This window comes from Clostridium neuense, assembly GCF_045310695.1.
Classification (GTDB): domain Bacteria; phylum Bacillota; class Clostridia; order Clostridiales; family Clostridiaceae; genus Clostridium_S; species Clostridium_S neuense.
In genome coordinates this window covers 1-19630 of sequence record NZ_JBJIAA010000002.1, presented here as the reverse complement: position 1 = coordinate 19630, position 19630 = coordinate 1, and the positions used below count along the sequence as shown (strand labels likewise).

At 28.8% G+C, this 19630-nt stretch carries 19 protein-coding genes and 1 pseudogene; 13 read left to right on the top strand and 7 right to left on the bottom strand.

Features of this window, described 5'->3' with window-relative positions:
- Nucleotides 1-54 precede the first annotated feature (54 nt).
- Together ACJDT4_RS02445 and ACJDT4_RS02440 are read left to right on the top strand one after the other, a co-directional pair.
- Nucleotides 55-1227: a YibE/F family protein gene (locus ACJDT4_RS02445; protein WP_406785940.1), complete on the top strand. Its 1173-nt coding sequence runs from the start codon at nucleotides 55-57 to the stop codon at nucleotides 1225-1227.
- On the top strand, nucleotides 1214-2401 hold the full coding sequence (locus ACJDT4_RS02440; RefSeq protein WP_406785939.1) for a YibE/F family protein: 1188 nt from the start codon (nucleotides 1214-1216) through the stop codon (nucleotides 2399-2401). The genes ACJDT4_RS02445 and ACJDT4_RS02440 overlap by 14 nt, the downstream gene beginning before the upstream one ends.
- Before the next feature lie 606 nt (nucleotides 2402-3007).
- Here ACJDT4_RS02440 and ACJDT4_RS02435 read toward each other — a convergent pair.
- Nucleotides 3008-4354 (bottom strand): MATE family efflux transporter, encoded by a 1347-nt coding sequence (locus ACJDT4_RS02435; RefSeq protein ID WP_406785938.1) that lies wholly within the window; start codon nucleotides 4352-4354, stop codon nucleotides 3008-3010.
- 155 nt (nucleotides 4355-4509) lie between these two features.
- On the opposite strand from ACJDT4_RS02435, the gene ACJDT4_RS02430 reads away from it, so the two are divergent.
- The 4 genes from ACJDT4_RS02430 (at nucleotide 4510) to ACJDT4_RS02415 (ending at nucleotide 9314) form a co-directional block, all read left to right on the top strand.
- Nucleotides 4510-5190, top strand: coding sequence for a response regulator transcription factor (locus ACJDT4_RS02430; RefSeq protein ID WP_406785937.1), 681 nt, complete (start codon nucleotides 4510-4512; stop codon nucleotides 5188-5190).
- Nucleotides 5168-6202 carry a sensor histidine kinase gene (locus ACJDT4_RS02425; RefSeq protein WP_406785936.1) on the top strand — a complete coding sequence of 345 codons (1035 nt, stop codon included), beginning with the start codon at nucleotides 5168-5170 and terminating at the stop codon, nucleotides 6200-6202. Before ACJDT4_RS02430 ends, ACJDT4_RS02425 begins: the two co-directional genes overlap by 23 nt.
- A 402-nt stretch (nucleotides 6203-6604) precedes the next feature.
- Entirely contained in the window at nucleotides 6605-7369 is a 765-nt protein-coding gene (locus tag ACJDT4_RS02420; protein ID WP_406785935.1) for an ABC transporter ATP-binding protein, read from the top strand.
- Nucleotides 7359-9314 (top strand): FtsX-like permease family protein, encoded by a 1956-nt coding sequence (locus tag ACJDT4_RS02415; RefSeq protein ID WP_406785934.1) that lies wholly within the window; start codon nucleotides 7359-7361, stop codon nucleotides 9312-9314. Before ACJDT4_RS02420 ends, ACJDT4_RS02415 begins: the two co-directional genes overlap by 11 nt.
- A 229-nt stretch (nucleotides 9315-9543) precedes the next feature.
- Here ACJDT4_RS02415 and ACJDT4_RS02410 read toward each other — a convergent pair whose 3' ends face one another.
- Nucleotides 9544-9993 carry a hypothetical protein gene (locus ACJDT4_RS02410; protein ID WP_406785933.1) on the bottom strand — a complete coding sequence of 150 codons (450 nt, stop codon included), beginning with the start codon at nucleotides 9991-9993 and terminating at the stop codon, nucleotides 9544-9546.
- A gap of 96 nt (nucleotides 9994-10089) precedes the next feature.
- On the opposite strand from ACJDT4_RS02410, the gene ACJDT4_RS02405 reads away from it, so the two are divergent.
- The 7 genes from ACJDT4_RS02405 (at nucleotide 10090) to ACJDT4_RS02375 (ending at nucleotide 15217) form a co-directional block, all read left to right on the top strand.
- Nucleotides 10090-10797, top strand: coding sequence for a response regulator transcription factor (locus tag ACJDT4_RS02405; protein WP_406785932.1), 708 nt, complete (start codon nucleotides 10090-10092; stop codon nucleotides 10795-10797).
- A 1-nt stretch (nucleotide 10798) separates the two neighbouring features.
- Entirely contained in the window at nucleotides 10799-11734 is a 936-nt protein-coding gene (locus ACJDT4_RS02400) for a sensor histidine kinase (RefSeq protein WP_406785931.1), read from the top strand.
- Between the two features lie 140 nt (nucleotides 11735-11874).
- Complete coding sequence (locus ACJDT4_RS02395; protein WP_406785930.1) at nucleotides 11875-12624, top strand: ABC transporter permease; 750 nt, start codon at nucleotides 11875-11877, stop codon at nucleotides 12622-12624.
- A 25-nt stretch (nucleotides 12625-12649) separates the two neighbouring features.
- Nucleotides 12650-13561 carry an ATP-binding cassette domain-containing protein gene (locus ACJDT4_RS02390; RefSeq protein WP_406785929.1) on the top strand — a complete coding sequence of 304 codons (912 nt, stop codon included), beginning with the start codon at nucleotides 12650-12652 and terminating at the stop codon, nucleotides 13559-13561.
- Nucleotides 13562-13657: 96 nt separating this feature from the next.
- Nucleotides 13658-14110, top strand: a complete 453-nt coding sequence (locus tag ACJDT4_RS02385; RefSeq protein ID WP_406785928.1) for a flavodoxin family protein — start codon at nucleotides 13658-13660, stop codon at nucleotides 14108-14110.
- Nucleotides 14111-14433: 323 nt separating this feature from the next.
- A complete protein-coding gene (locus ACJDT4_RS02380; protein ID WP_406785927.1) occupies nucleotides 14434-14991 on the top strand; it encodes an RNA polymerase sigma factor in 558 nt (185 codons plus the stop codon).
- A gap of 1 nt (nucleotide 14992) precedes the next feature.
- Nucleotides 14993-15217 (top strand): BhlA/UviB family holin-like peptide, encoded by a 225-nt coding sequence (locus ACJDT4_RS02375; protein WP_406785926.1) that lies wholly within the window; start codon nucleotides 14993-14995, stop codon nucleotides 15215-15217.
- Nucleotides 15218-15283: 66 nt separating this feature from the next.
- Here the strand turns inward: ACJDT4_RS02375 and ACJDT4_RS02370 are convergent, their stop codons facing one another.
- The 5 genes and pseudogenes from ACJDT4_RS02370 to ACJDT4_RS02350 all read right to left on the bottom strand — a co-directional run.
- Nucleotides 15284-16306 (bottom strand): lysylphosphatidylglycerol synthase transmembrane domain-containing protein, encoded by a 1023-nt coding sequence (locus ACJDT4_RS02370; protein WP_406785925.1) that lies wholly within the window; start codon nucleotides 16304-16306, stop codon nucleotides 15284-15286.
- Nucleotides 16287-17357 carry a glycosyltransferase family 4 protein gene (locus ACJDT4_RS02365; RefSeq protein WP_406785924.1) on the bottom strand — a complete coding sequence of 357 codons (1071 nt, stop codon included), beginning with the start codon at nucleotides 17355-17357 and terminating at the stop codon, nucleotides 16287-16289. Before ACJDT4_RS02365 ends, ACJDT4_RS02370 begins: the two co-directional genes overlap by 20 nt.
- 458 nt (nucleotides 17358-17815) lie before the next feature.
- Nucleotides 17816-18997, bottom strand: coding sequence for a D-alanyl-lipoteichoic acid biosynthesis protein DltD (gene dltD, locus ACJDT4_RS02360; RefSeq protein WP_406785923.1), 1182 nt, complete (start codon nucleotides 18995-18997; stop codon nucleotides 17816-17818).
- A 1-nt stretch (nucleotide 18998) separates the two neighbouring features.
- Nucleotides 18999-19235, bottom strand: a complete 237-nt coding sequence (gene dltC / locus ACJDT4_RS02355; protein ID WP_406785922.1) for a D-alanine--poly(phosphoribitol) ligase subunit DltC — start codon at nucleotides 19233-19235, stop codon at nucleotides 18999-19001.
- 34 nt (nucleotides 19236-19269) lie between these two features.
- Nucleotides 19270-19494: pseudogene (locus tag ACJDT4_RS02350) on the bottom strand (hypothetical protein); the annotation flags it as partial.
- Between the last annotated feature and the right edge of the window lie 136 nt (nucleotides 19495-19630).

Below are 19630 nucleotides of genomic sequence, written 5' to 3'. Positions count from 1 at the left end.
GGTTTGCCTTCTTTTTAAGTTATTATAATAAAGCTTGAGTCAGGGGGGATTTTATTGAAGAAATTTTTAAAACCACAATACATAACCTTAGGTGTAATAGGAATTTTAGTTTTAGGACTTATTATATATACTTTTACATTAAACAATAATAACCATAGCTTTTCGGGAAATTATGCTTTTGCAAAAGCTAGTGTGGATAAAATAACTTTTGATAATGTTTATACACTTAAAAATGCAAAAAGTTCTTCTGCTATGGCAAAGCAGGAGTTTCAAATAACTATACTAGATGGAAAACACGCAGGTGAGAAATACAAAATAAGAAATAGTATAGAAGCGCTTGATGTTAGAAGAATAATAGTAAGTGAGGGAGACGAGATACTTGTAAACTACACTCTAGGCAAGGATGGAAAAATGAATTCAATCCATGTTTATGAAATTGTAAGGGATAAGTATATATATATTTTAATAGCTATATTTGTTGTTTCAATAATAGCTATATGCGGAAAAAAAGGAATGAAATCAGTTGCTTCACTTATATTTACAGGTTTTATGATAATAAAGATATTAATGCCTATAATAATGTCCGGAGCAAATGCTCTTGCAGCAACTATAATTGTGTCAGTTATCACAGCAGCAGCAGTCATATTTTTTATAAATGGCTTAAACAAAAAGAGTGTAGCGGCAGCCTTGGGTACTTTAGGAGGAATAATAGTTTCAGCAGTTATAGCAGTGATAATTGGAAACGCCTGTAAGGTCACAGGAATTACAGGAAATGAAGCTGAAACTATGGCTTATGTTGGAAAGAGTATGAATTTAAATTATAAATACATACTTTTTTCTGCAATAATAATAGGTTCTCTTGGTGCAATTATGGATGTAAGTATGTCTATTTGCTCTGCCATGAATGAGCTTATAGAAGTAAAGCCCAATATCGATAAAAAAGAGCTTATTAAATCAGGAATGAATATAGGAAAAGATATAATGGCAACAATGGCTAATACCTTAATACTTGCTTATGCCGGTGGAGCTTTTAACTTATTTCTTTTATTTATTGCGGAAAGAGTTACTTATACAGAAATTATAAATATGGAGGTTATAACTGCGGATATAATAAATGCCTTCGCGGGAAGTATAGGATTAGTGTGGACAATGCCTATAACAATTTTTATAATGGCGAGTTTAAAGAATTTATCAATGAATTTTGGAGGGGAAAATGAAAAATTATAGAGCTTTATTCCTATGTATTTTTATGAGCATTTTAATTTTAATAATTCCAACAGGTAAAATTTTTGCAGTTATTTCTGACCAAAGCCCTAAGCTTGTGAAGTATACAACAGTTAAAGCAAAAGTATTAAAGATAAAATACGATGATACTAATACTCCATTAAAGAAGGATAGAAGTAATATTGCTAAGAGGCAAGAATTTGAGCTGATTATAGAGGAAGGAAAACATAAAGGAGAACAATATACTTTAAAAAATACCATTGAAGCTGTTGATGTGTATAATATAAAGGTCAAAGAGGGGCAGTACATACTGGTGAATATAAATGAAGACAACGGTGGCAAAATTACAGGGATGCAGCTGTTTGATTTGTATAGAGAGGATACAATATATAAGCTTCTAGTTATTTTTTTCGTGGCAATAATTATTATTGGAGGAAAAAAAGGCTTAAAATCTGTAGCAACCTTAGTTTTAACTGGTGTTGTAATTTGCAAAGTATTTCTTCCGGCTATTTTACAAGGTTATAATCCAATTTTGATGACTATTATAGCTTCGATAATAATTGTATGTATTTCAATGATAGGTCTTAATGGAATAAATAAAAAAACCTCTGCTTCAATTATAGGAACTGTATTAGGTGTAATGTCAGCTGGAATAATAGCAATCATAGCTGGTAATCACGCAAATCTCACTGGACTTGCTAATGAAGATGCCCAAATGCTAGCTTACCTACCTCAAAGTATACATTTAAATTTTAAAGAAATATTGTTTTCAGGAATAATAATTGGTGCTCTTGGAGCTGTTATGGATGTAAGTATTTCTATTGTTTCTTCAATGACAGAAATTATAGAAATAAAGCCTGAAATATCGGTAAAAGAATATATAAAAGCTGGAATGAATATAGGCAAGGATATTATGGGGACAATGTCAAATACTCTCATATTGGCGTATGCAGGGGAAACCATACAGCTTTTGTTAGTTTTTATGGCTGCAAATACATCATTAAAAGAAATACTAAATCTTGATGTTATTGTATCTGAAATAGTAAAAGCTCTTGCAGGAAGCATAGGTCTTGTTTTTACGATTCCCCTTACAGTGCTTGTTTGTGTTATTGTACTTAGAAATGCAGATGTAGGAGAATTTAAAAAATATTTTTTTATCAATAAAGTAGGAAACTAAAGCTGTTATATAGATGAACAAGCTGAAAGGTTTAAATTACTAATACCAAGGTTATCCATACAAACTGGAAGTTGAAAGAAAGAGTAGAGAGTAGAGAGCAGAGAGTAGAGTGAAGGATGATTTTTCTCTGCTATGCTTCGAAAAATCTAAAACTTATTGCGCCCAAGGCGCTTAAAATATAGTGCTTGGCGCAGCTGACACTATTAAGTTCTAAGATTTACCTGAGAGAAGCGAAAGGCAAATCCACATCCACTCTACTCTCTACCCTTCTTCAAATTCCAGTTTGTTGTGGTAATTTTAAAGTTTCGGGGTGTATATTTATATGATTTACAAAGATTCATGCCTAAATTCCGTAGGTACGGAGGAATTTTTTCCTTGCACCACCGTGTGAGCGAAGTAACAATGCTGAAGGAACGATTTAAAAAAATTCTAATAAATCTTGGTTCAAAAATTGTAAAATCCTTAGATATTTCAATCTGTCTGAGCGATAGCGAGTAAACATACACGGGGTTTGGGCTTTGACCATTATCCTTCTATACCTTAGGCAAGCACTCGCTTAAAATACCACTTAGATTTATAGAATTCTTTTAACGCGACGAAGCATTGTTACTTCGCTATATTTTTGAATTTTTTTCTAAATAAAATAAAGATTAAAGTTCCATCAAATATCCACTGAATTGACGTTATTATCCACACATATATTACAGAAAATTTCATTATGTGGATAAATATAAACATAAGTGGCATCCTTATAAGCCAGCTTGACACCATGGAAACCTTGAAAGGTGTCTTTGTATCTCCAGTTCCTTTTAAAATTCCGCCTGCAATCATCGATAGTGCAATAAAGGGTTGTTCTATCGATGCTATCATAACGCACAAGGTACCTTCCTTAATTACTTTATGTGCATTAGAATTTATAAATAAAGAAACCAGTTGGCGAGGAATTAACAAAAACATAGCTGAACATATAAGCATAATAAGAGTACCTAAAAGTAGTGAAGCATAAGCATATTCCTTAGCCTTTTTATAATTTTTTTCTCCAATCTTTTGTCCAACAAGGGTTGTGGCAGCTATGGCAAACCCCCAGCCTGGCATAAAGGATATGGATTCTATAGAGGTTGTTATTTGGTTGGCTGCAAAAGCTAAGCTTCCAAGTACAACAATAAAGAAATTGCTTATAAGTCTGCTTATGCTAAAAGCACCTTCCTGCATTGATGATGGAATCGAAAGTCTTAAAAAGCCGTTTACCATGTCAAAATTGATTTTACGTATATATTTAAATCTAACTTTTATTTTTGCATATTTAATCATATAAAATAGGATAAATATAAAGCCTATTATTTGAGCAGTGCAAGTAGCAATTCCAGAACCAGTTACCCCAAAAGAAGGTGCTCCAAATTTACCAAAAATAAGTATGTAATCAAGCATTAAATTTATTAATGTAACTATAAGTGAAGCAATTAATGGCGTCTTTGTATTTCCACAACCTCTTAGTGATGCATTTAAGCTGTTCATAAGCATACTGAAAAATATTCCAATTGAAGCTATTTTTATAAAAGGTGTCGCTGTAGTTATTATGTTTTCTTGAGTTCCAATTAATTTGAACAAATGTGTGGAAAAGAAAAATAATATAAAAAAGGTAAACAAAGAAATAATCAAAGTAAATAAAAAACCTAGTGTAGCATATTCCTCTGCATGCTTGTCTTTTTTAGCTCCTACCTTTCTTGCAACTAAGGAAGAAATACCAACAGAAATACCATTAGCTACGAGTATGTTTGAAAATGTATATATAGTTTCAGTGCTTAAGCCAACACTGCTTACTGCTAAATCTCCACCATATTGACCAACCATCATGGTATCAAAAACTCCAATCATTGTATATAGAGTCATTTCAAAAACAGCAGGCAGGGCTATTTTTAAAACATCTAAAATGGTTTCTTTCTTTAATTCCATAATCAGTATCCTCCTAAAAAAACATACTTAAACATTATATCATATGAATTGAAAAAATAGATTATGGAAAATACAAATTATAATTTTTGATATGATGTTATGATATAATGGCTTGTATATGATTTTTTAATATGACTGAGTTGTAGGAGGGGAATATGTACAAAATTTTTCTTGTTGAAGATGATGAAAAATTAAATGAACATATAAAAGAATATCTTCAAATGTATGATTATGAGGTTTATGTGGTTGAAGATTTTAAGAATACAGAAAAAGAATTTGAGTTTATAAATCCAGATTTGGTTCTACTAGACATCAATTTGCCGTATTCAGATGGTTTTTATCTATGTAGAGTTTTTAGAAAGAAATCTAATGTACCTATAATTATCACATCAGCAAGGACAGCAGAAATAGAGCAAATTATGGGAATAGAATTAGGAGCAGATGATTATATTACTAAGCCTTTTAGTTTGAAAATGCTTCTAACTAAAATTAGTGCAGCTCTTAGAAGAACTAATGAGTTATCTAATGATAAAAAAAGTTTAAAAATTAATGGACTAGAATTGAAGGAAAGTAACTTTAGAATAAACTACAAGGATAGAGAAATTGAGCTTAGTAAAAATGAATTTGCTCTTTTAAAAAAACTTGTAGAAAACAAAGATGTAATACTTAAAAGGGAAACGCTTCTTGAACTAATATGGGATGACAGTGAGTTTGTAAATGATAATACTTTAACTGTGAACATTACAAGGGTAAAAAACAAATTAAAAGAACTTGGAATAGAAGATGTAATTAAAACCAAGAGAGGCGTTGGCTATGTATTTGCTTTCGGAAAATAAAATTGATGTGATAAAAAATTTTTTAAAAGACAAATTGAGAATTACGGTTGGCTTTTTTGTAAGTATGATTACTACAATATTGTTTTATTACTTATATACAGATGGAGAAGTGCCAGTAGTTTATCCATCCATAATTGCCATATTTGTTTACATATTTTTTATGGTATTTGAATTTTATGATTATTATAAATTTAATTATGCTATTTATAACTTTGTAGAAAATTTTGATTATAGTATTGATACTAATAAAAATGAGTACAAAACAGTGGAAGAGGTAATGAATTCTATTCATAGTAAATATCTGAAGGAAATAACTGAAATGCGTGAAGAGGTTCAAAACAACAATAAAATATTTTCGCAGTGGATTCACAATATGAAAACTCCTGTAGCTGTTATAGATATAATTATTCAAAAGGTTAGAGAAAATGAAAAATTTGATTATAAAATGCTTAATGAAATAGAGGAAGAAAATAATAAGCTTTTAAACAATTTAAATCAAGTTTTGAGTATGATTAGGTTAGAGGATTTTTCAAAGGATTATGTTCCAGAAGTTGTGGATTTGAATGAATCAATTAAAAACATTATTAAGGAAAAGAAAAAGGAGTTTATTTATAGCAAAGTTTATCCAGAGAAAAATTATAAGGATGAAGAAATTTTAATTATTTCGGATAAAAAATGGAATGAATTTATGCTTGGGCAAATTACAAATAATGCAATTAAATACAGCAAGGGTGAAAATGAAAGTAAAACTGTATACTTTGAGGTTGAAAAAAGTGGAGAATATACCGAACTAAGCATAAGAGATGAGGGAATTGGAATACCAGATTACGATATAAGAAGAGTTTTTGAACCATTTTTTACGGGTGAAAATGGACGGAAAATTAAAAATTCAACTGGAATAGGACTCTACATTTGCAAGGTTGTATGTGAAAAATTAGGACATGAAATAAGCCTTGAATCAAATGTTAACAAAGGAACTATTGTAAAAATAAGATACCTTTCAAAATTGTAACATAGAGGTAACCTTTGCCGATTTCTTTAAAAGCTGCAGCTAGCTATAATATAAGTAAGTTAAATATAGATGAACAACGGGAAGATTTAAATTACTAATACCTAATGTATCCTGCTAAACTGGAATTTGAAAAGCAGAGTAGAGAGTAGGGAGTAGAGAGTAGAGTGAAGGATGATTTTTCTCCGCTATGCTTCGAAAAATCTAAAACGTATTGAGCGCAAAGCGCTTAAAATATAGTATTTAGCGTAGCTGAAACTATTAAGTTCTAAGATTTACCTGAGAGAAACGAAAGGTAAATCCACATTCACTCTACTCTTTACTCTCTACTCTGCTTTTTTCGGGATGAACTTGGTAATGATAATTTTAAAGTTCCAAGTTGTTTATATAATATGGAGGATAATTATGAGTATATTAGAAGCAAAGGAACTTGTAAAAATATATGGTGGTAAAAAGAGCAGCAGCTCTGTAGCAGCTTTAAGAGGAATCAATTTTACAGTTGAAAAAGGTGAATTTATAGGGGTTATGGGACCATCAGGAAGTGGAAAAAGTACATTGCTTAAGATTTTAGGTGGAATGGATAAGCCTAGTTCTGGACATGTAAAACTTAATGGTAATAATATTGAAAACATGAAAAAAAATGAACTTGCACTTTTTAGAAGAAAAAATATTGGATTTGTGTTTCAGGATTTCAACCTTATGGATAGCTTAAATTTGAAGGAAAATGTCATGCTCCCACTTATTTTGGATAATGAGAAGGCAGAAATAATGGAGAGAAAAGCGGATGACATAATGAAGTTTTTTGATATCTATGATATAAGAAATAAATATCCATATGAGATTTCAGGAGGACAACAGCAGAGGACAGCGGCAAGTAGAGCACTTGTAAGTGAGCCAGCAATAGTGCTTGCAGATGAACCTACAGGCAATCTTGATTCAAAGTCTTCAAATAACGTTATGTTATGTCTTGAAAAAATGAATAAGGAAAAGGAAAGCACTATATTAATGGTTACTCACGATCCTTTTGCAGCAAGTTTTTGCAGGCGAATAGTTTTCATAAAGGACGGAAAGATTCATATGGAAATTGTAAAAAAGGAAGGAAGAAAGGAATTCTTTGATAGAATACTTGATTGTCAGGCTGTAATAGGTGGTGAGAGAAATGACCTTTAGAGATGTGGCAATAAAAAATTTTAAGTTTAATATTAGAAAATACAAAGCATATATATTAAGTTGTAGTTTTTCTGTTATGATATTTTTTATGTATTTAACTTTGTTTTTTAATAAGGGTGTAGTTGAAAAATTTAAGGGAACTTTTATACATGATATTATGACAGCGGTTCTTTTGGTAATAATTTTTTATAGTGGTTTTTTTATAAACTATGCACAGGCTTCATTTTTTAAATCACGAAAAAAAGAATTTGGTTTGTTTTTAACCCTTGGAATGGTTAAAAGAGATATTAACAAAATCATTGGCATTGAAAACTTATTTATTGCTGCATCCTCTATAATAATAGGGACAATATCAGGTGCGTTATTTTCAAGAGTGTTTTTTATGCTTTCTGTGAAAGTACTTGATTCTAAGGAAATAAAATTTGATTTAAGTTATAAAAGTTTGGCTTTATCAGCTTTGACATTTGTGTGCATATTTTTAATAAGTGCTCTTGTAACGCTAATCAGAACAAGCAGACTTTCAATTTCACAGCTTTTTATAGATGCAAGAAAATCTCAAGAAAGTAGGATTAAAAATCCCGTCATTGGTTTAGCTGGATTTATAGTTTTAGCTCTTTCATATATATTAATGTATTACTATATTAGAGGAAAGATATTTAAGTATAATGAGAGCAGCGGAGTCATTTTTGTATTGATCTTATCATTTGTTGGAATTTACATTTTGATTTCACAGTTTGGCTCTTTGATAATTGACTTTGTGAAGAAAAATAAAGCTGCTTATTATAAAAATATAATTAATATTACAGAGGTTAATTATAAATTTTATGAATATAAAAAAATACTCTATCTTATTTGCATACTTAGTGCATTAACAGTGTTTTTTATAGGCTCAACCTATGGAACCTATGCAAGTAATTTAAAAACGGTTATGGAACAAAATCCATATGATGTTATGTATATAGAAACTTATAATCAAAATAAACTTTCAAAGGATCAAGTTGAGGGGATTTTAAATAAAAGTGACACCAAAGTTAAAGATAGAAAAACTTTAAACTTTTCTGACCTTTCTTTAAAAAAGGACAATTCTATTTGGGGGAATGTTTCCGTAGTTTCAGACAAAGAACTTAATAAAATATCAGATGTAAAGGTACATGTAAAAAAAGGATATGCAATAGCAGGTAATGGTTCAGCTGAAACTAAAAAGTGGTGTGAAGGTGTAAAAAGGCTGCAGCTTAGTAAAGATGAGGATAGTAAATATACTGAATTTAAATTGCAGCAGGAGATTAATAAGTGCTTTGTAAATAATAATAACGCAACTTATTGTTTTATGATTATATTAAACAATGAGGATTATAAAAATTTGATAAGCAAAGTAGATACTAAGAATTTAAAGAAATATCATATGTTTAATTTTGAAAATTGGAGAAAAACAAAAAGTGTTAGTGAGAACTTAACGAATAAGCTTAAACAAGTTGATGGTATAAGCAGTAAAAAGAGTAATATGGAACTTGGAGAGTATTGGGAGCTTTATCCTGCATCAAAAATTGAGGACTATAGTACACTTAAAACTCAAAGTTCTTTTATGCTATTTGTAATGTGCTGTATTGGTATGATATTTTTCATATCTAGTGGTGTGATTTTATATTTTAAAATTTATACTGATATTGAAGATGGAAAAGAAAGATATAATAAGCTGTACAGAATTGGAATTATGGATGACGAAATGAAAAAATATATTTCAAAAGAACTAAAATTAATATTCTTTGCACCCGTATTTATAGGAAGTGCAGCAGGATATTTGTATATTGGCATTATTTTATCAATATCTTCGTATTATAAAAACATAATGCTTAATGCTTTAATACCTATTGCAGTATATTTCATCTTTCAGACTATATTTTATAATATAACTAGGGGAAAATATATAAAGGAAGTTATGGGATAATAATTCAGAGTACAAAGTACAGTGAAGGTGGATTTACCTTTTTCTACGCTCAGGTAAATCTTAGAACTTAATAGTGTCAGCTGCGCTGAACACCATATATCAAGCGCTTTGCGCGTATTAAGTTTAAGATTTTTCGCAGTGATAGCGGAGAAAAATCATCCTTCACTGTGAAATGTGCATTGTGAATTGTGAACTGATTCAATTCCAGCTTTTTCATCTATAAATAGAGTTATTTGAATCCCGCAAACTGTTCACCCATTATGTCCTTTAAGTCAGAAATAATTTTCTTACTTGAGCCAGCATACTGAACAATTATAGCTCCTTTTCTGTAAAAGTGAGGCGCTAAACTCCAGCTAACCTGCACAGAGTGACGACCATTGGTATAACTACATCCAATAGGATCGACTCTTTTTGAATCAGCCTCAGCTTCTTTATCATTATCATATAAGTATATAAATATTGTTTCTTTGTCAATTACCATCATTTTTCGTGTAGCTTGAAGGAAATCTTTTTGTACATCCTTTAATTTGAAGTTATAATTTTTAGCTTTCATTTGCTTTGTGAATTGGTTAATACCAAAAGTGGACTTGGAACTTTCTTTATTGTCACAGCCTATAAATGTAGTCAATATTAGTAAGGATAAAGTAATTAGCATGAGCCTTCTAATTGATTTTATCATAATATTCACTCCTATCTATATAAAGATTATATCATTATGTTTTTAAAGTTTGCTATAATAAAAATATAAAAAATGTAATTTATGGAGGTTTTTGCAGTGGGGAATAAATTGCTTCTTATAGAGGATGATAGGTCTATAAGCAAAATGGTGAAAAATTATTTAGAAGAAGACAATTTTGAGGTTGAAACAGCTTTTGATGGGATAGAGGGAATAACTAAATTTTTAAGCAATAATTCATATGATTTAATAATTTTAGATATAATGATGCCTAAATTAGATGGAATTGAAACAATGAAACGCATAAGAGAAAAGAGCATGATTCCTATTTTAATTATGTCTGCTAAAGATAGTGATGTAGATAAAGCAGTTGGATTAGGGCTTGGGGCAGATGATTATATTGCAAAACCTTTTTCCATGATAGAACTTTCGGCGAGAATTAAAGCAGGCATAAGAAGAGCAACTAGGTACTCTAAAGTAGATGAGAGCAAAACAGCTGGAAATGTAATTACAATTAAGGAGCTTACTATTGATTTGGACAATTACTCAGTTCATAAAAATGGAGAAAATTTAAATTTAACTTCAAAGGAATTTGAAATACTTAAGCTGTTTGCAACAAATTTAAATAGAGTTTTTACTAAATCACAATTGTATAATTTAATATGGCAGGATGAATATTATGGCGATGAGAATGTAATAAACGTGCATATGAGAAGGCTTAGAGAGAAAATAGAAGATGATCCTTCAAAGCCAGAATATATAAAGACTCTATGGGGGATAGGGTACAAGCTTCAGGGGGATAAATAGTATGATTGTTTTTTTTAGCATAGTCATAGTTATACTTTTATTAGTGATCTTTTATCAATATAAGGGTAAATTACAAAGAAATAAAGAATTAAGATACATATATAAAAAGCTTGATGCGATTATGAAAAATAAAACTAATGAGAAAGTTCTTGTGTTCACAGCTGATGGAGAGCTTATTTCTTTTTTGATTCAAATAAATAATTTACTTGAATATAACCAGAAGATTTTAGCAAAGTATTCTAAGCTTGAAATATCAATGAGAAAAATGCTTTCCAATATATCACATGATTTAAAAACTCCTCTTACGGTTGTTATTGGTTATATAGAAACTATGGAGCTGCACAATTCTTTTAAGGATGAAAAGGATAAAGAATATATTCTAGAAATTAAAAATAAAACTAATGAAGTTATGGAACTTATTAATAAGTTTTTTGATCTTGCAAAGTTAGAGGCTGGAGACAAGGAAGTGCCACTTACCAAAATAAATATGAATGAAATTTTAAGGGAAGATATACTAAAATTTTATGATGTAATAACGGGTAAGGGAATTGAAGTTGACATAGAGATTCCAGAAGAGAATATTTATGCTTTAGGAAATAGTGAGGCTATTCATAGGATATTAAACAACCTTATTTCAAATGCCATAAAGTATGGAAGTGACGGCAAGGTTATAGGTTTAAGCTTGAAATATGATGATGAATTTTCATATGTATCTGTATGGGACAAAGGTAAAGGAATTAACGAAAGGGATAAGGATAGGGTTTTTGAGAGAATGTATACCCTTGATGATTCAAGAAATAAGCTCAATCAAGGAAGCGGACTTGGACTTACCATAACAAAAAGGCTTGTGGAAAAATTAAAGGGAGAAGTTTATCTTTCAAGTGTGCCATATGAAAAGACAACATTTACGTTTAAACTTAAGCGTATAAATTTTTAAGAGAAGTCATTTTGACTTCTTTTATTTTTACTGTTTTATAAGCTTAATAAATTTGTAAGATTTGAGTAATAAAAAAGATAATGGCTTTATTTATAATAAAAGTATAGATAAGATTTATGCCAAAGGAGATGTTTTATAGCATGTTTAAATTGATAGAGCTTGAAGTACGAAAGTTTAAAATGAAGAGGTATATAAAAAGGGTAATTATTTGCGAAATAGTAATAGCTGCAATAATGCTTATGTCTGTATTTACACAAGCCAAAGCTGAAAATTCTTTTGTTGATATTTCTGAAGGTCTTAGAAAAATAAGTGAAAATATTTTTCTTATTTTTTCAGCAGTTATTTTGACTAAAATTGTAATAGGTGAATATAGAAATAAAACCATTATGAATATGTTTATGTATCCAATAAGCAGGAAGAAAATTTTAGCTACAAAGCTTATTATAGTATGGATATTTGGATTTATAACCAACCTAGTAACTTATTTTTGTGTTGGTGCTTTTTTACTAATATTAAATAACTTTAGCGATGTATTTACAACCAAAGTTAGTGCGAATCTTATTATTAATACTTTTGGTTATAATTTTATGCTCGGAATTTTATATCCTTCTATAGTTTTCATTGTACTGCTTTTTACAACAAAGGAAAAATCAGTTTCAAGAGCTATAGTTTTGGCAATTGTTTTAAGTGGTATTATAGATTTTAAAGCGTTCGAATTGCCTATTTTAGATTTAAAAAACTTTGGAATAAAATTAAATCTACCTCTTGTTACTAGCAGTAACTGGTCATTTAACCTTGAGGTATTAAGGCATGCTACTCTTGCAATTATTGGTGTAATTAGTGCTTGCTTATTCATTAATGAAACAGAGAATGAGGATTTATTAAATTAAGGGTTAAGGTGAGGAAATCAAAGTGATGGAATATATATTAAGGACAAATAATTTAATCAAGGTTTTTAATGGAAAAAGGGTAGTATCGGATGTAAATATGAATATTAAAAAAGGAGAAATCTATGGATTTTTAGGACCAAATGGAGCTGGAAAGACAACAGTGATGAAGCTCATAACTAATTTGATTAAACCAACAAGTGGTGAAATTGAAATATTTGGTGAAAAGCTTACTAATTCTTCTTTTGAAATTTTAAAGAGAATGGGTACTATAATAGAATATCCAGTATTTTATGACAAGCTTACAGCAGAAGAAAATTTAGACCTTCATTTAGAGTATATGGGATATCATGATAAAAGTGCTATTGGCAAGGTGATTGATATGGTTAATTTGAAGAATATTGAAGGAAAGGCTGTAAAAGATTTTTCAGTTGGAATGAAACAGAGACTTGGCATTGCTAGGTCCATTATAACCAAGCCAGAATTTATTTTACTAGATGAGCCAATAAATGGACTTGATCCAATAGGCATAAAAGAGTTTAGAAGCTTATTTAAGATGCTTAGCAAAGAGTATGGCATGACTATATTAATTTCAACTCACATATTAGCAGAAATAGAACAGATGGCAGATACTATAGGCGTAATAGATAATGGAAAGTTAATTGAAGAAGTATCTATGAATAGCATTAGAGAAAGTAATCTAGAGTATATAGAACTTAAAACTAATAATGTAGAAAAGGCAGCATATGTTCTTGAAAATATCTTAAAAATACGCAATTTTAAGATAATGGATGATAATATTATTAGAATATATGAAATAAGCATCTCGCAGAGTGAGATACTTAAAAATTTAGTATCAAGGGATGTTGAAGTAGAAGCAATAAACAGAAAAAGCAGTTCTCTTGAAGAGCACTTTTTAAAATTAATTAATACGTTTTAAAATATGAGCTTCAAAATAAAAAAAGTTATAATCCCTTTCTAAATTTATTATATAATGTATATAGGCATTATATAATAAATTAAAGAGGTGAAGCATGTGAAGAGAATTATAATTTATGAATCTGTGCATCATGGAAATACAGAAAAGGTTTCTAACGCTATGGCAGAAGTTTTGAAGGCAGACTTAATTAAATCCAAGGATGTGAATATGGATAACTTGAACAACTATGATTTAATAGGCTTTGGGTCTGGAATATATTATGGGAAGTTCCATAAAAATATTTTAGAATTATTAAAAAAAATAAAGCCAGTAAATAAGCAGAAGGCCTTTGTTTTTTCAACAAGTGGTCAGGGGAAAGAACAGTATAATGATTCCATAAAAAAAGAACTTACAGAAAAGGATTTTGAGATAATCGGTAATTTTGCTTGCAAAGGATTTGACACATACGGACCGCTTAAGCTTATAGGAGGAATAGCAAAGGGAAGACCAAATGATGAAGACATATCAAAAGCAAGAGAATTTGCAATGAAATTAAGCTTATATGAATAGGATATGGTTAATGCTGGAGTTAAAACTTCAGTATTTTTTGTTTACAAAATAAAAGGGTAAAAATGTAGAAAAATAGAGACAAATAAAGGTTTACAAAAAATATATTATAATGTTATTATTTAATGTAAAGAAAAATATTTAATTTAAGAGGGTGTTAAAATGAAAATTTAAAATAAACTAAATAATTAATTTAATATTCTTTTCTAATAGTCGTTGTAGTCGTTCTTTAAGTTCATATCAAGATTATTTCTTTTAAAATATATCTTATGCCTAGCAAGTTTTTAATCAAGTTCTAAATAAAGTAAAATCGGAGGCGGCTTTTTATGTCAGACGGTTTTTACGGAGTGGTTAACAAAGCACGAAATAATGATAAACAAGCTATAATGCTAATAATAAATAAATTTAAACCTTTAATAGGAAAGTACAGTTATTTATTAAAGTATGATGATGCTAGTTCAGATTTAACTATTTCACTTATAGAAATAATAAAAAAGATGCCAATATATACAAATGAAAATTTAAAATGCGATAAATTTATTGTTGGATATATTGCAGCTGCTATAAAAAATAGATATATATACTTATCGAAAAAATATCATAAGGTATACCTAAATGAACAAACTACTCTAAATTTAAATGATGTGAGAAACAGTGAAAACTTGAATTTAGATGATAAAATATTTGTTTGGGAACTACTGGACAAGTTATCAAAAACTCAAAGGGAGGTTTTGATATTAAAATTTATCAAGGATTATAGCGATAAAGAAATATCCAAGGCTTTAAATATATCAAGGCAGTCAGTAAATAAAACTAAAAATAGAGGATTAGACAATATAAGAAGGTATATAGGATATAAGAATATTAGTACGGGGAGGTGGTAGTATGGAAAATGAAATTTTAAAATTAGCTGCATCTCAAGGCGTATGGGCACTGTTATCGGTTATTCTTATTTTCTATATGTTAAAATCACAAGAAAAAAGGGATGTTAAGGAAGAAGAAAGAGAAAAGAACTACTATAATTTAATTAATAAGCTTATCAACAAGTTTAGTGTTACGGATGTTGATGAAAAAAACTTTAAACAAGTTAAAAGGAATCTTCATAAATAAATTATATTAAAATATAGCATAATTAAAAATAAAGCTCCAGGCAGATAAAATGTCTGGAACTTATTTTTAAGCATTATTAGCTTTTATCTTAGAATTAGATTTCACAAATGCAAATAAACTGCCAGCGGCTATGCAGGAATAATAAGAAAGTATTCTCCATAAAAAGATAGCAGGTAGCAAAAGGTTTTGAGGAAAAAATAACTTAAATATGATAAAAAAGCCACCTTCTGCTGCACCCTCACCGCCAGGAAGAGGTACACATGACATAATTATAGTTAAAAATATTTGAGCAGAAATCATAGTGAAAATACTAGCAGAATTAAATCCAAAGGCTCTATACACACAGTATGGTATAGAATAAAAAATTGTCCATTGTATAAAAGTGAGAATACTAGCATTTATACATATTAATTTATTTGTTCCTATAATTGCCGAATTCCTATGAAAGCTTACTAGTTCTTTTTCAATATCTTCATATTTTTTTTGTGGGTTTTTTACAAGTTTTATTTTTGAAAGAATATTTAAAATAACTATTAAAAGTTTTTTTGTTAACTTTTCTTTTGATGAAAAAAGAAATGCCACGATTATTATGAGAGTATTGAATGTAAAGCCTAGTAATGCGAAGTATATAAAATACTTTATTTTAGAGTGAAAGTAGGAAAATTTAAGTCCTATAACTAACATAGAGTATATGGTAAAAACTGTTTGATGTATTATAAATTTGATCATTAATATAGAACCTGAAATACCGGCTGGTATGCCATATTCAGTCATAGCATACAGTTGAGCAGGTTGACTTCCAGAGGCAAATGGTGTAAGGGAACCGAAAAATTGTCCGATCATTGCAAATTTAATTGACTTATAAAATAAATTATGAGCTTTATATAAGATTGTTGTAATTATATGTAAAATTATTGCTTCTAGAAGCCAGAAGGCAAGCATGCATACTAAAGCTACAAAAATCCAAAACTTATTTACAGTTTTTAAAGTTAGGACTAAAGAGTGAGCATTATTGCTAAAAACGAAAAAAGATAAAAGTATGCATGCCGATAATATTACAACTATTGAATTAAATATTTTGTTTCGCATCTAACTTACTCCTGGATTTAAGCTTATTTTTCTCAAAGCAAATATCATCATAAAAGTTTTTCCACTGCTTTAATATATAACCCTTAGAATAAAACTGATGACATGCAGCAGATTTATCACACCATTTGTCGTAAAAATCACTGTCATTTTTGCTTTTTTCTATAATACTAGAAAAATCATTTGCCGAATTCCCTTTAAGGTAATAATCAAAAAGTATATTTTTATATATATCTAAATCTCTTAAAAGTACAGGAATCTTTAAGGATAAAGCTTCTAATACAGACATAGGAAAGAGTTCGCTATATGACGGTAAAAACATCATGTTTGCTAAATTGTATAAATCATTCATTTCACTTCTATCTACAATTCCAAGAAATTTTACATTAGCTGGAGGATTTTCAACTACTTTTTTTAATTCCTTATAACCATCTGTTATAGCACCAAAGGAGAAACCACCAGCCCATAAAAATTGCACGTCAGGAAGTTTTTTTGCAGTTTCTATGAAATCATTAATTCCTTTTCTCGTTTGAACCTGACCAACACCTAATACAACAAATTTATCTTGAGGTATATTAAATTTGTTTTTTAAGGAAATTATTTTTTCATCATCATATCTATAAAAATTATCATCAGATACAAAATTAGGGATATACGTAACTTTATCTTGTGATATGCCATAATCCTTTAATATATCAATGAAGTAAGGATTTACGACTACAAGGTGATCTACACTTTTATAGAACCAAATTATATATTTATAAAATATCGATTTTATAAAAGGTGGAAGATTTATGCTGTCATCTACAGTTTCAGGTACAAAATGAACATAGGCAACAGTTGTTCCAAGCATTTTTGCAAATGGTATGCTTAGAAAAAATTTAAAATCTATAGTGTGATAATGCATTATATCGCAAAATTTAAGATTGTTAACTTTAATACTATAATTATTTTTTAAGCCCTTTTTTACTAAATTGACCTGCTCGATATATGCTGATAATACGCCCTGACCTTTCACCTTGTCTGCCGAAGAAAGCATATTAATGGTTGGCATTGTATAAAACCCCTTTCAAATGTTTATCTTATTTATAAATCAGTGTAAAAGTATATTAATATATACTGTAAATTTATAATGTTCAATTATATTAAATTTATGCATAATTGATAATTATATTAGTGTCCTATAAAAATAGTACACTAATCATGCATACATGTCAATAATATTATTTAGTATTTTGTAATATTAAGTATATAAATATTATAAAACTTAATTCTTATTTTCTTTTAACGTAATTCTTAAAATTTCCTTAAATGTTTTTTTAGTCATATTTTTGATGAGAGATTATGGGGAGAATCTTTAGATCAAAAATAAAGTATAGGTAAAATCCAATTAAGTTCTACCTATACTTTGTTTTTTAAAAATTACTATATACATAAGGGATGTTAGATGAAGGTGTAAAAACAAACATAACAAGCAAAGCAATCATAACAACTAAAAAGAAAACTACATAATTATTTATTATAATATTTTGCAATTTCTTTATTGACATACAACCATCCTTTCCATCCAAGATGCATACCATCTTCCATAAGATATTTCTCGTATTCATGACTTTGAAAATCCACAACATCAAAACCATGGCTTGCTATAATTTTTTTTGTTTTTTGGAAATAAGCATCTCTTGTAGATTTATCTATTCCACTATAATCATAATATTTAGCATTTACTGGCATTAATATAAAAAGTGGCTTTATATTATTAGCCTTACAAACTTTTAACAGAAGATCTAAGTCTCCATATTCCTTTGAATTAACAAGCTTTGAGTTTTTGTCTTGACCTTTAATTTTGTTAAGATTATTTTTTATAAATTTATTATAATAAGAATTTAACATATAAAAAGAATTATTATTAGCCAATTTATTACCAAGCTTTTCTGCAGCAGCAAAGTCTTTCTTATCATCCATTGCAGTTAATTTAGGTAATTTTGCTTTGTAAATATTGTTATAGTTTTTTGCGAGTTTATATGCTTTTATATTGTTAGAAAATTTAAGCAAAGCGCATTTTAAGCTAAAATAAGGTTTAAGTAATGCAAATTCAACTTTTGATACAGGATTATTACTACTGTAAAGTTTTGTATATATGGATACATCAGAATAAAATGAGTTATTTGATATAAGAGAATATACTCTTTTGCATATTTGCTTTTTTAAATCGCTAGAAATTGAAGTATTCTTCATAGCTTCATAAAATTGAAGTTCAGAAAAATTCATTTGAAAGTCGTCAGTTGGTGTACCATCTGGATATAGGAACCATTGCAGGGATACTATAAATGCCAATTTTTTACCTCTTAAATCTGGATTGGCTAAAAACTTTATAACATGAGATAAATCTTGCATATATCCCTTACCAACAGGAGAAACAATGAAGTTTGATCCTTTTTTTGGAAAATAATTTATTGGATTTGTTGGTATATTTGTGGTTCCTAATTCAGATGAACCATAAAGCATAAATACGTTTTTTTGCTTTGTTTCATTTTTTTGAATGAAAGTACTTTCATTTTTTAAATCATTATATAACCTTATAAAACCAACTGTAAAATTATCTTTTATAAGTTTTTCGCATAAGATATTTATAAAAGATATAGCAATAATCATGATTAGGATAGCAATAAAAAATGATTTTAATTTACGCATATTATTCACCTTTTTTAGAGTTTAAGTATTCTATTATTTTTTTTGGTGTTGAAACTTGTTCACGAGTTACTTCTGTTGGTTGTATAGATATCTTTAATTTATTCTGAATAGATAATAAAAGCTCTATAAACCCTAATGAATCTAAAAGTCCGTTTTCAAATAAATCTAAGTCAAGGTCATTTCTTACCTCATCAGTTCCACATATTTCTTCAAGAATTTCTAATACAGTTTCTTCCATTTAAAATCCCTCCAATTATTTTTAATAAAAAAGTTTAATGTCTAAAGTTGTGTATATAAACGTTCAAATATCCTGAGAATAGCAACAATCCAAAGCAAACTAAGTGGAATGTTACAAGTATTGATAAAGCCATAAACCATTTTTCTTTTTTATGAGCCTTATAAAATTTACTTTTTCTTTGATAATAATCAGTTAGAACGATTAAAATACCTTGATAAAATCCATAAACGATGTAATAGGAATAGGGACCGTGCCATACAATGTCATCAACTTAAGAAAAAAATTTGGATTTTATAAAAATCCAAATTTTTTTTATTTTTAAATATATTTTTATATGTTATATTTAAAGCAAAAAGGAGCTTCTTCTGATGGTAAAAAAACATGAGAGAATTATG

Bases quoted from the DNA above. Each gene is read 5' to 3' on its own strand.
- ACJDT4_RS02440 (WP_406785939.1), top strand. From the start codon at position 1,214: ATGAAAAATTATAGAGCTTTATTCCTATGTATTTTTATGAGCATTTTA.
- ACJDT4_RS02435 (WP_406785938.1), bottom strand. From the start codon at position 4,354: ATGGAATTAAAGAAAGAAACCATTTTAGATGTTTTAAAAATAGCCCTG.
- ACJDT4_RS02430 (WP_406785937.1), top strand. From the start codon at position 4,510: ATGTACAAAATTTTTCTTGTTGAAGATGATGAAAAATTAAATGAACAT.
- ACJDT4_RS02425 (WP_406785936.1), top strand. From the start codon at position 5,168: ATGTATTTGCTTTCGGAAAATAAAATTGATGTGATAAAAAATTTTTTA.
- ACJDT4_RS02420 (WP_406785935.1), top strand. From the start codon at position 6,605: ATGAGTATATTAGAAGCAAAGGAACTTGTAAAAATATATGGTGGTAAA.
- ACJDT4_RS02415 (WP_406785934.1), top strand. From the start codon at position 7,359: ATGACCTTTAGAGATGTGGCAATAAAAAATTTTAAGTTTAATATTAGA.
- ACJDT4_RS02410 (WP_406785933.1), bottom strand. From the start codon at position 9,993: ATGATAAAATCAATTAGAAGGCTCATGCTAATTACTTTATCCTTACTA.
- ACJDT4_RS02400 (WP_406785931.1), top strand. From the start codon at position 10,799: ATGATTGTTTTTTTTAGCATAGTCATAGTTATACTTTTATTAGTGATC.
- ACJDT4_RS02395 (WP_406785930.1), top strand. From the start codon at position 11,875: ATGTTTAAATTGATAGAGCTTGAAGTACGAAAGTTTAAAATGAAGAGG.
- ACJDT4_RS02390 (WP_406785929.1), top strand. From the start codon at position 12,650: ATGGAATATATATTAAGGACAAATAATTTAATCAAGGTTTTTAATGGA.
- ACJDT4_RS02380 (WP_406785927.1), top strand. From the start codon at position 14,434: ATGTCAGACGGTTTTTACGGAGTGGTTAACAAAGCACGAAATAATGAT.
- ACJDT4_RS02375 (WP_406785926.1), top strand. From the start codon at position 14,993: ATGGAAAATGAAATTTTAAAATTAGCTGCATCTCAAGGCGTATGGGCA.
- ACJDT4_RS02370 (WP_406785925.1), bottom strand. From the start codon at position 16,306: ATGCGAAACAAAATATTTAATTCAATAGTTGTAATATTATCGGCATGC.
- ACJDT4_RS02365 (WP_406785924.1), bottom strand. From the start codon at position 17,357: ATGCCAACCATTAATATGCTTTCTTCGGCAGACAAGGTGAAAGGTCAG.
- dltD (WP_406785923.1), bottom strand. From the start codon at position 18,997: ATGCGTAAATTAAAATCATTTTTTATTGCTATCCTAATCATGATTATT.
- dltC (WP_406785922.1), bottom strand. From the start codon at position 19,235: ATGGAAGAAACTGTATTAGAAATTCTTGAAGAAATATGTGGAACTGAT.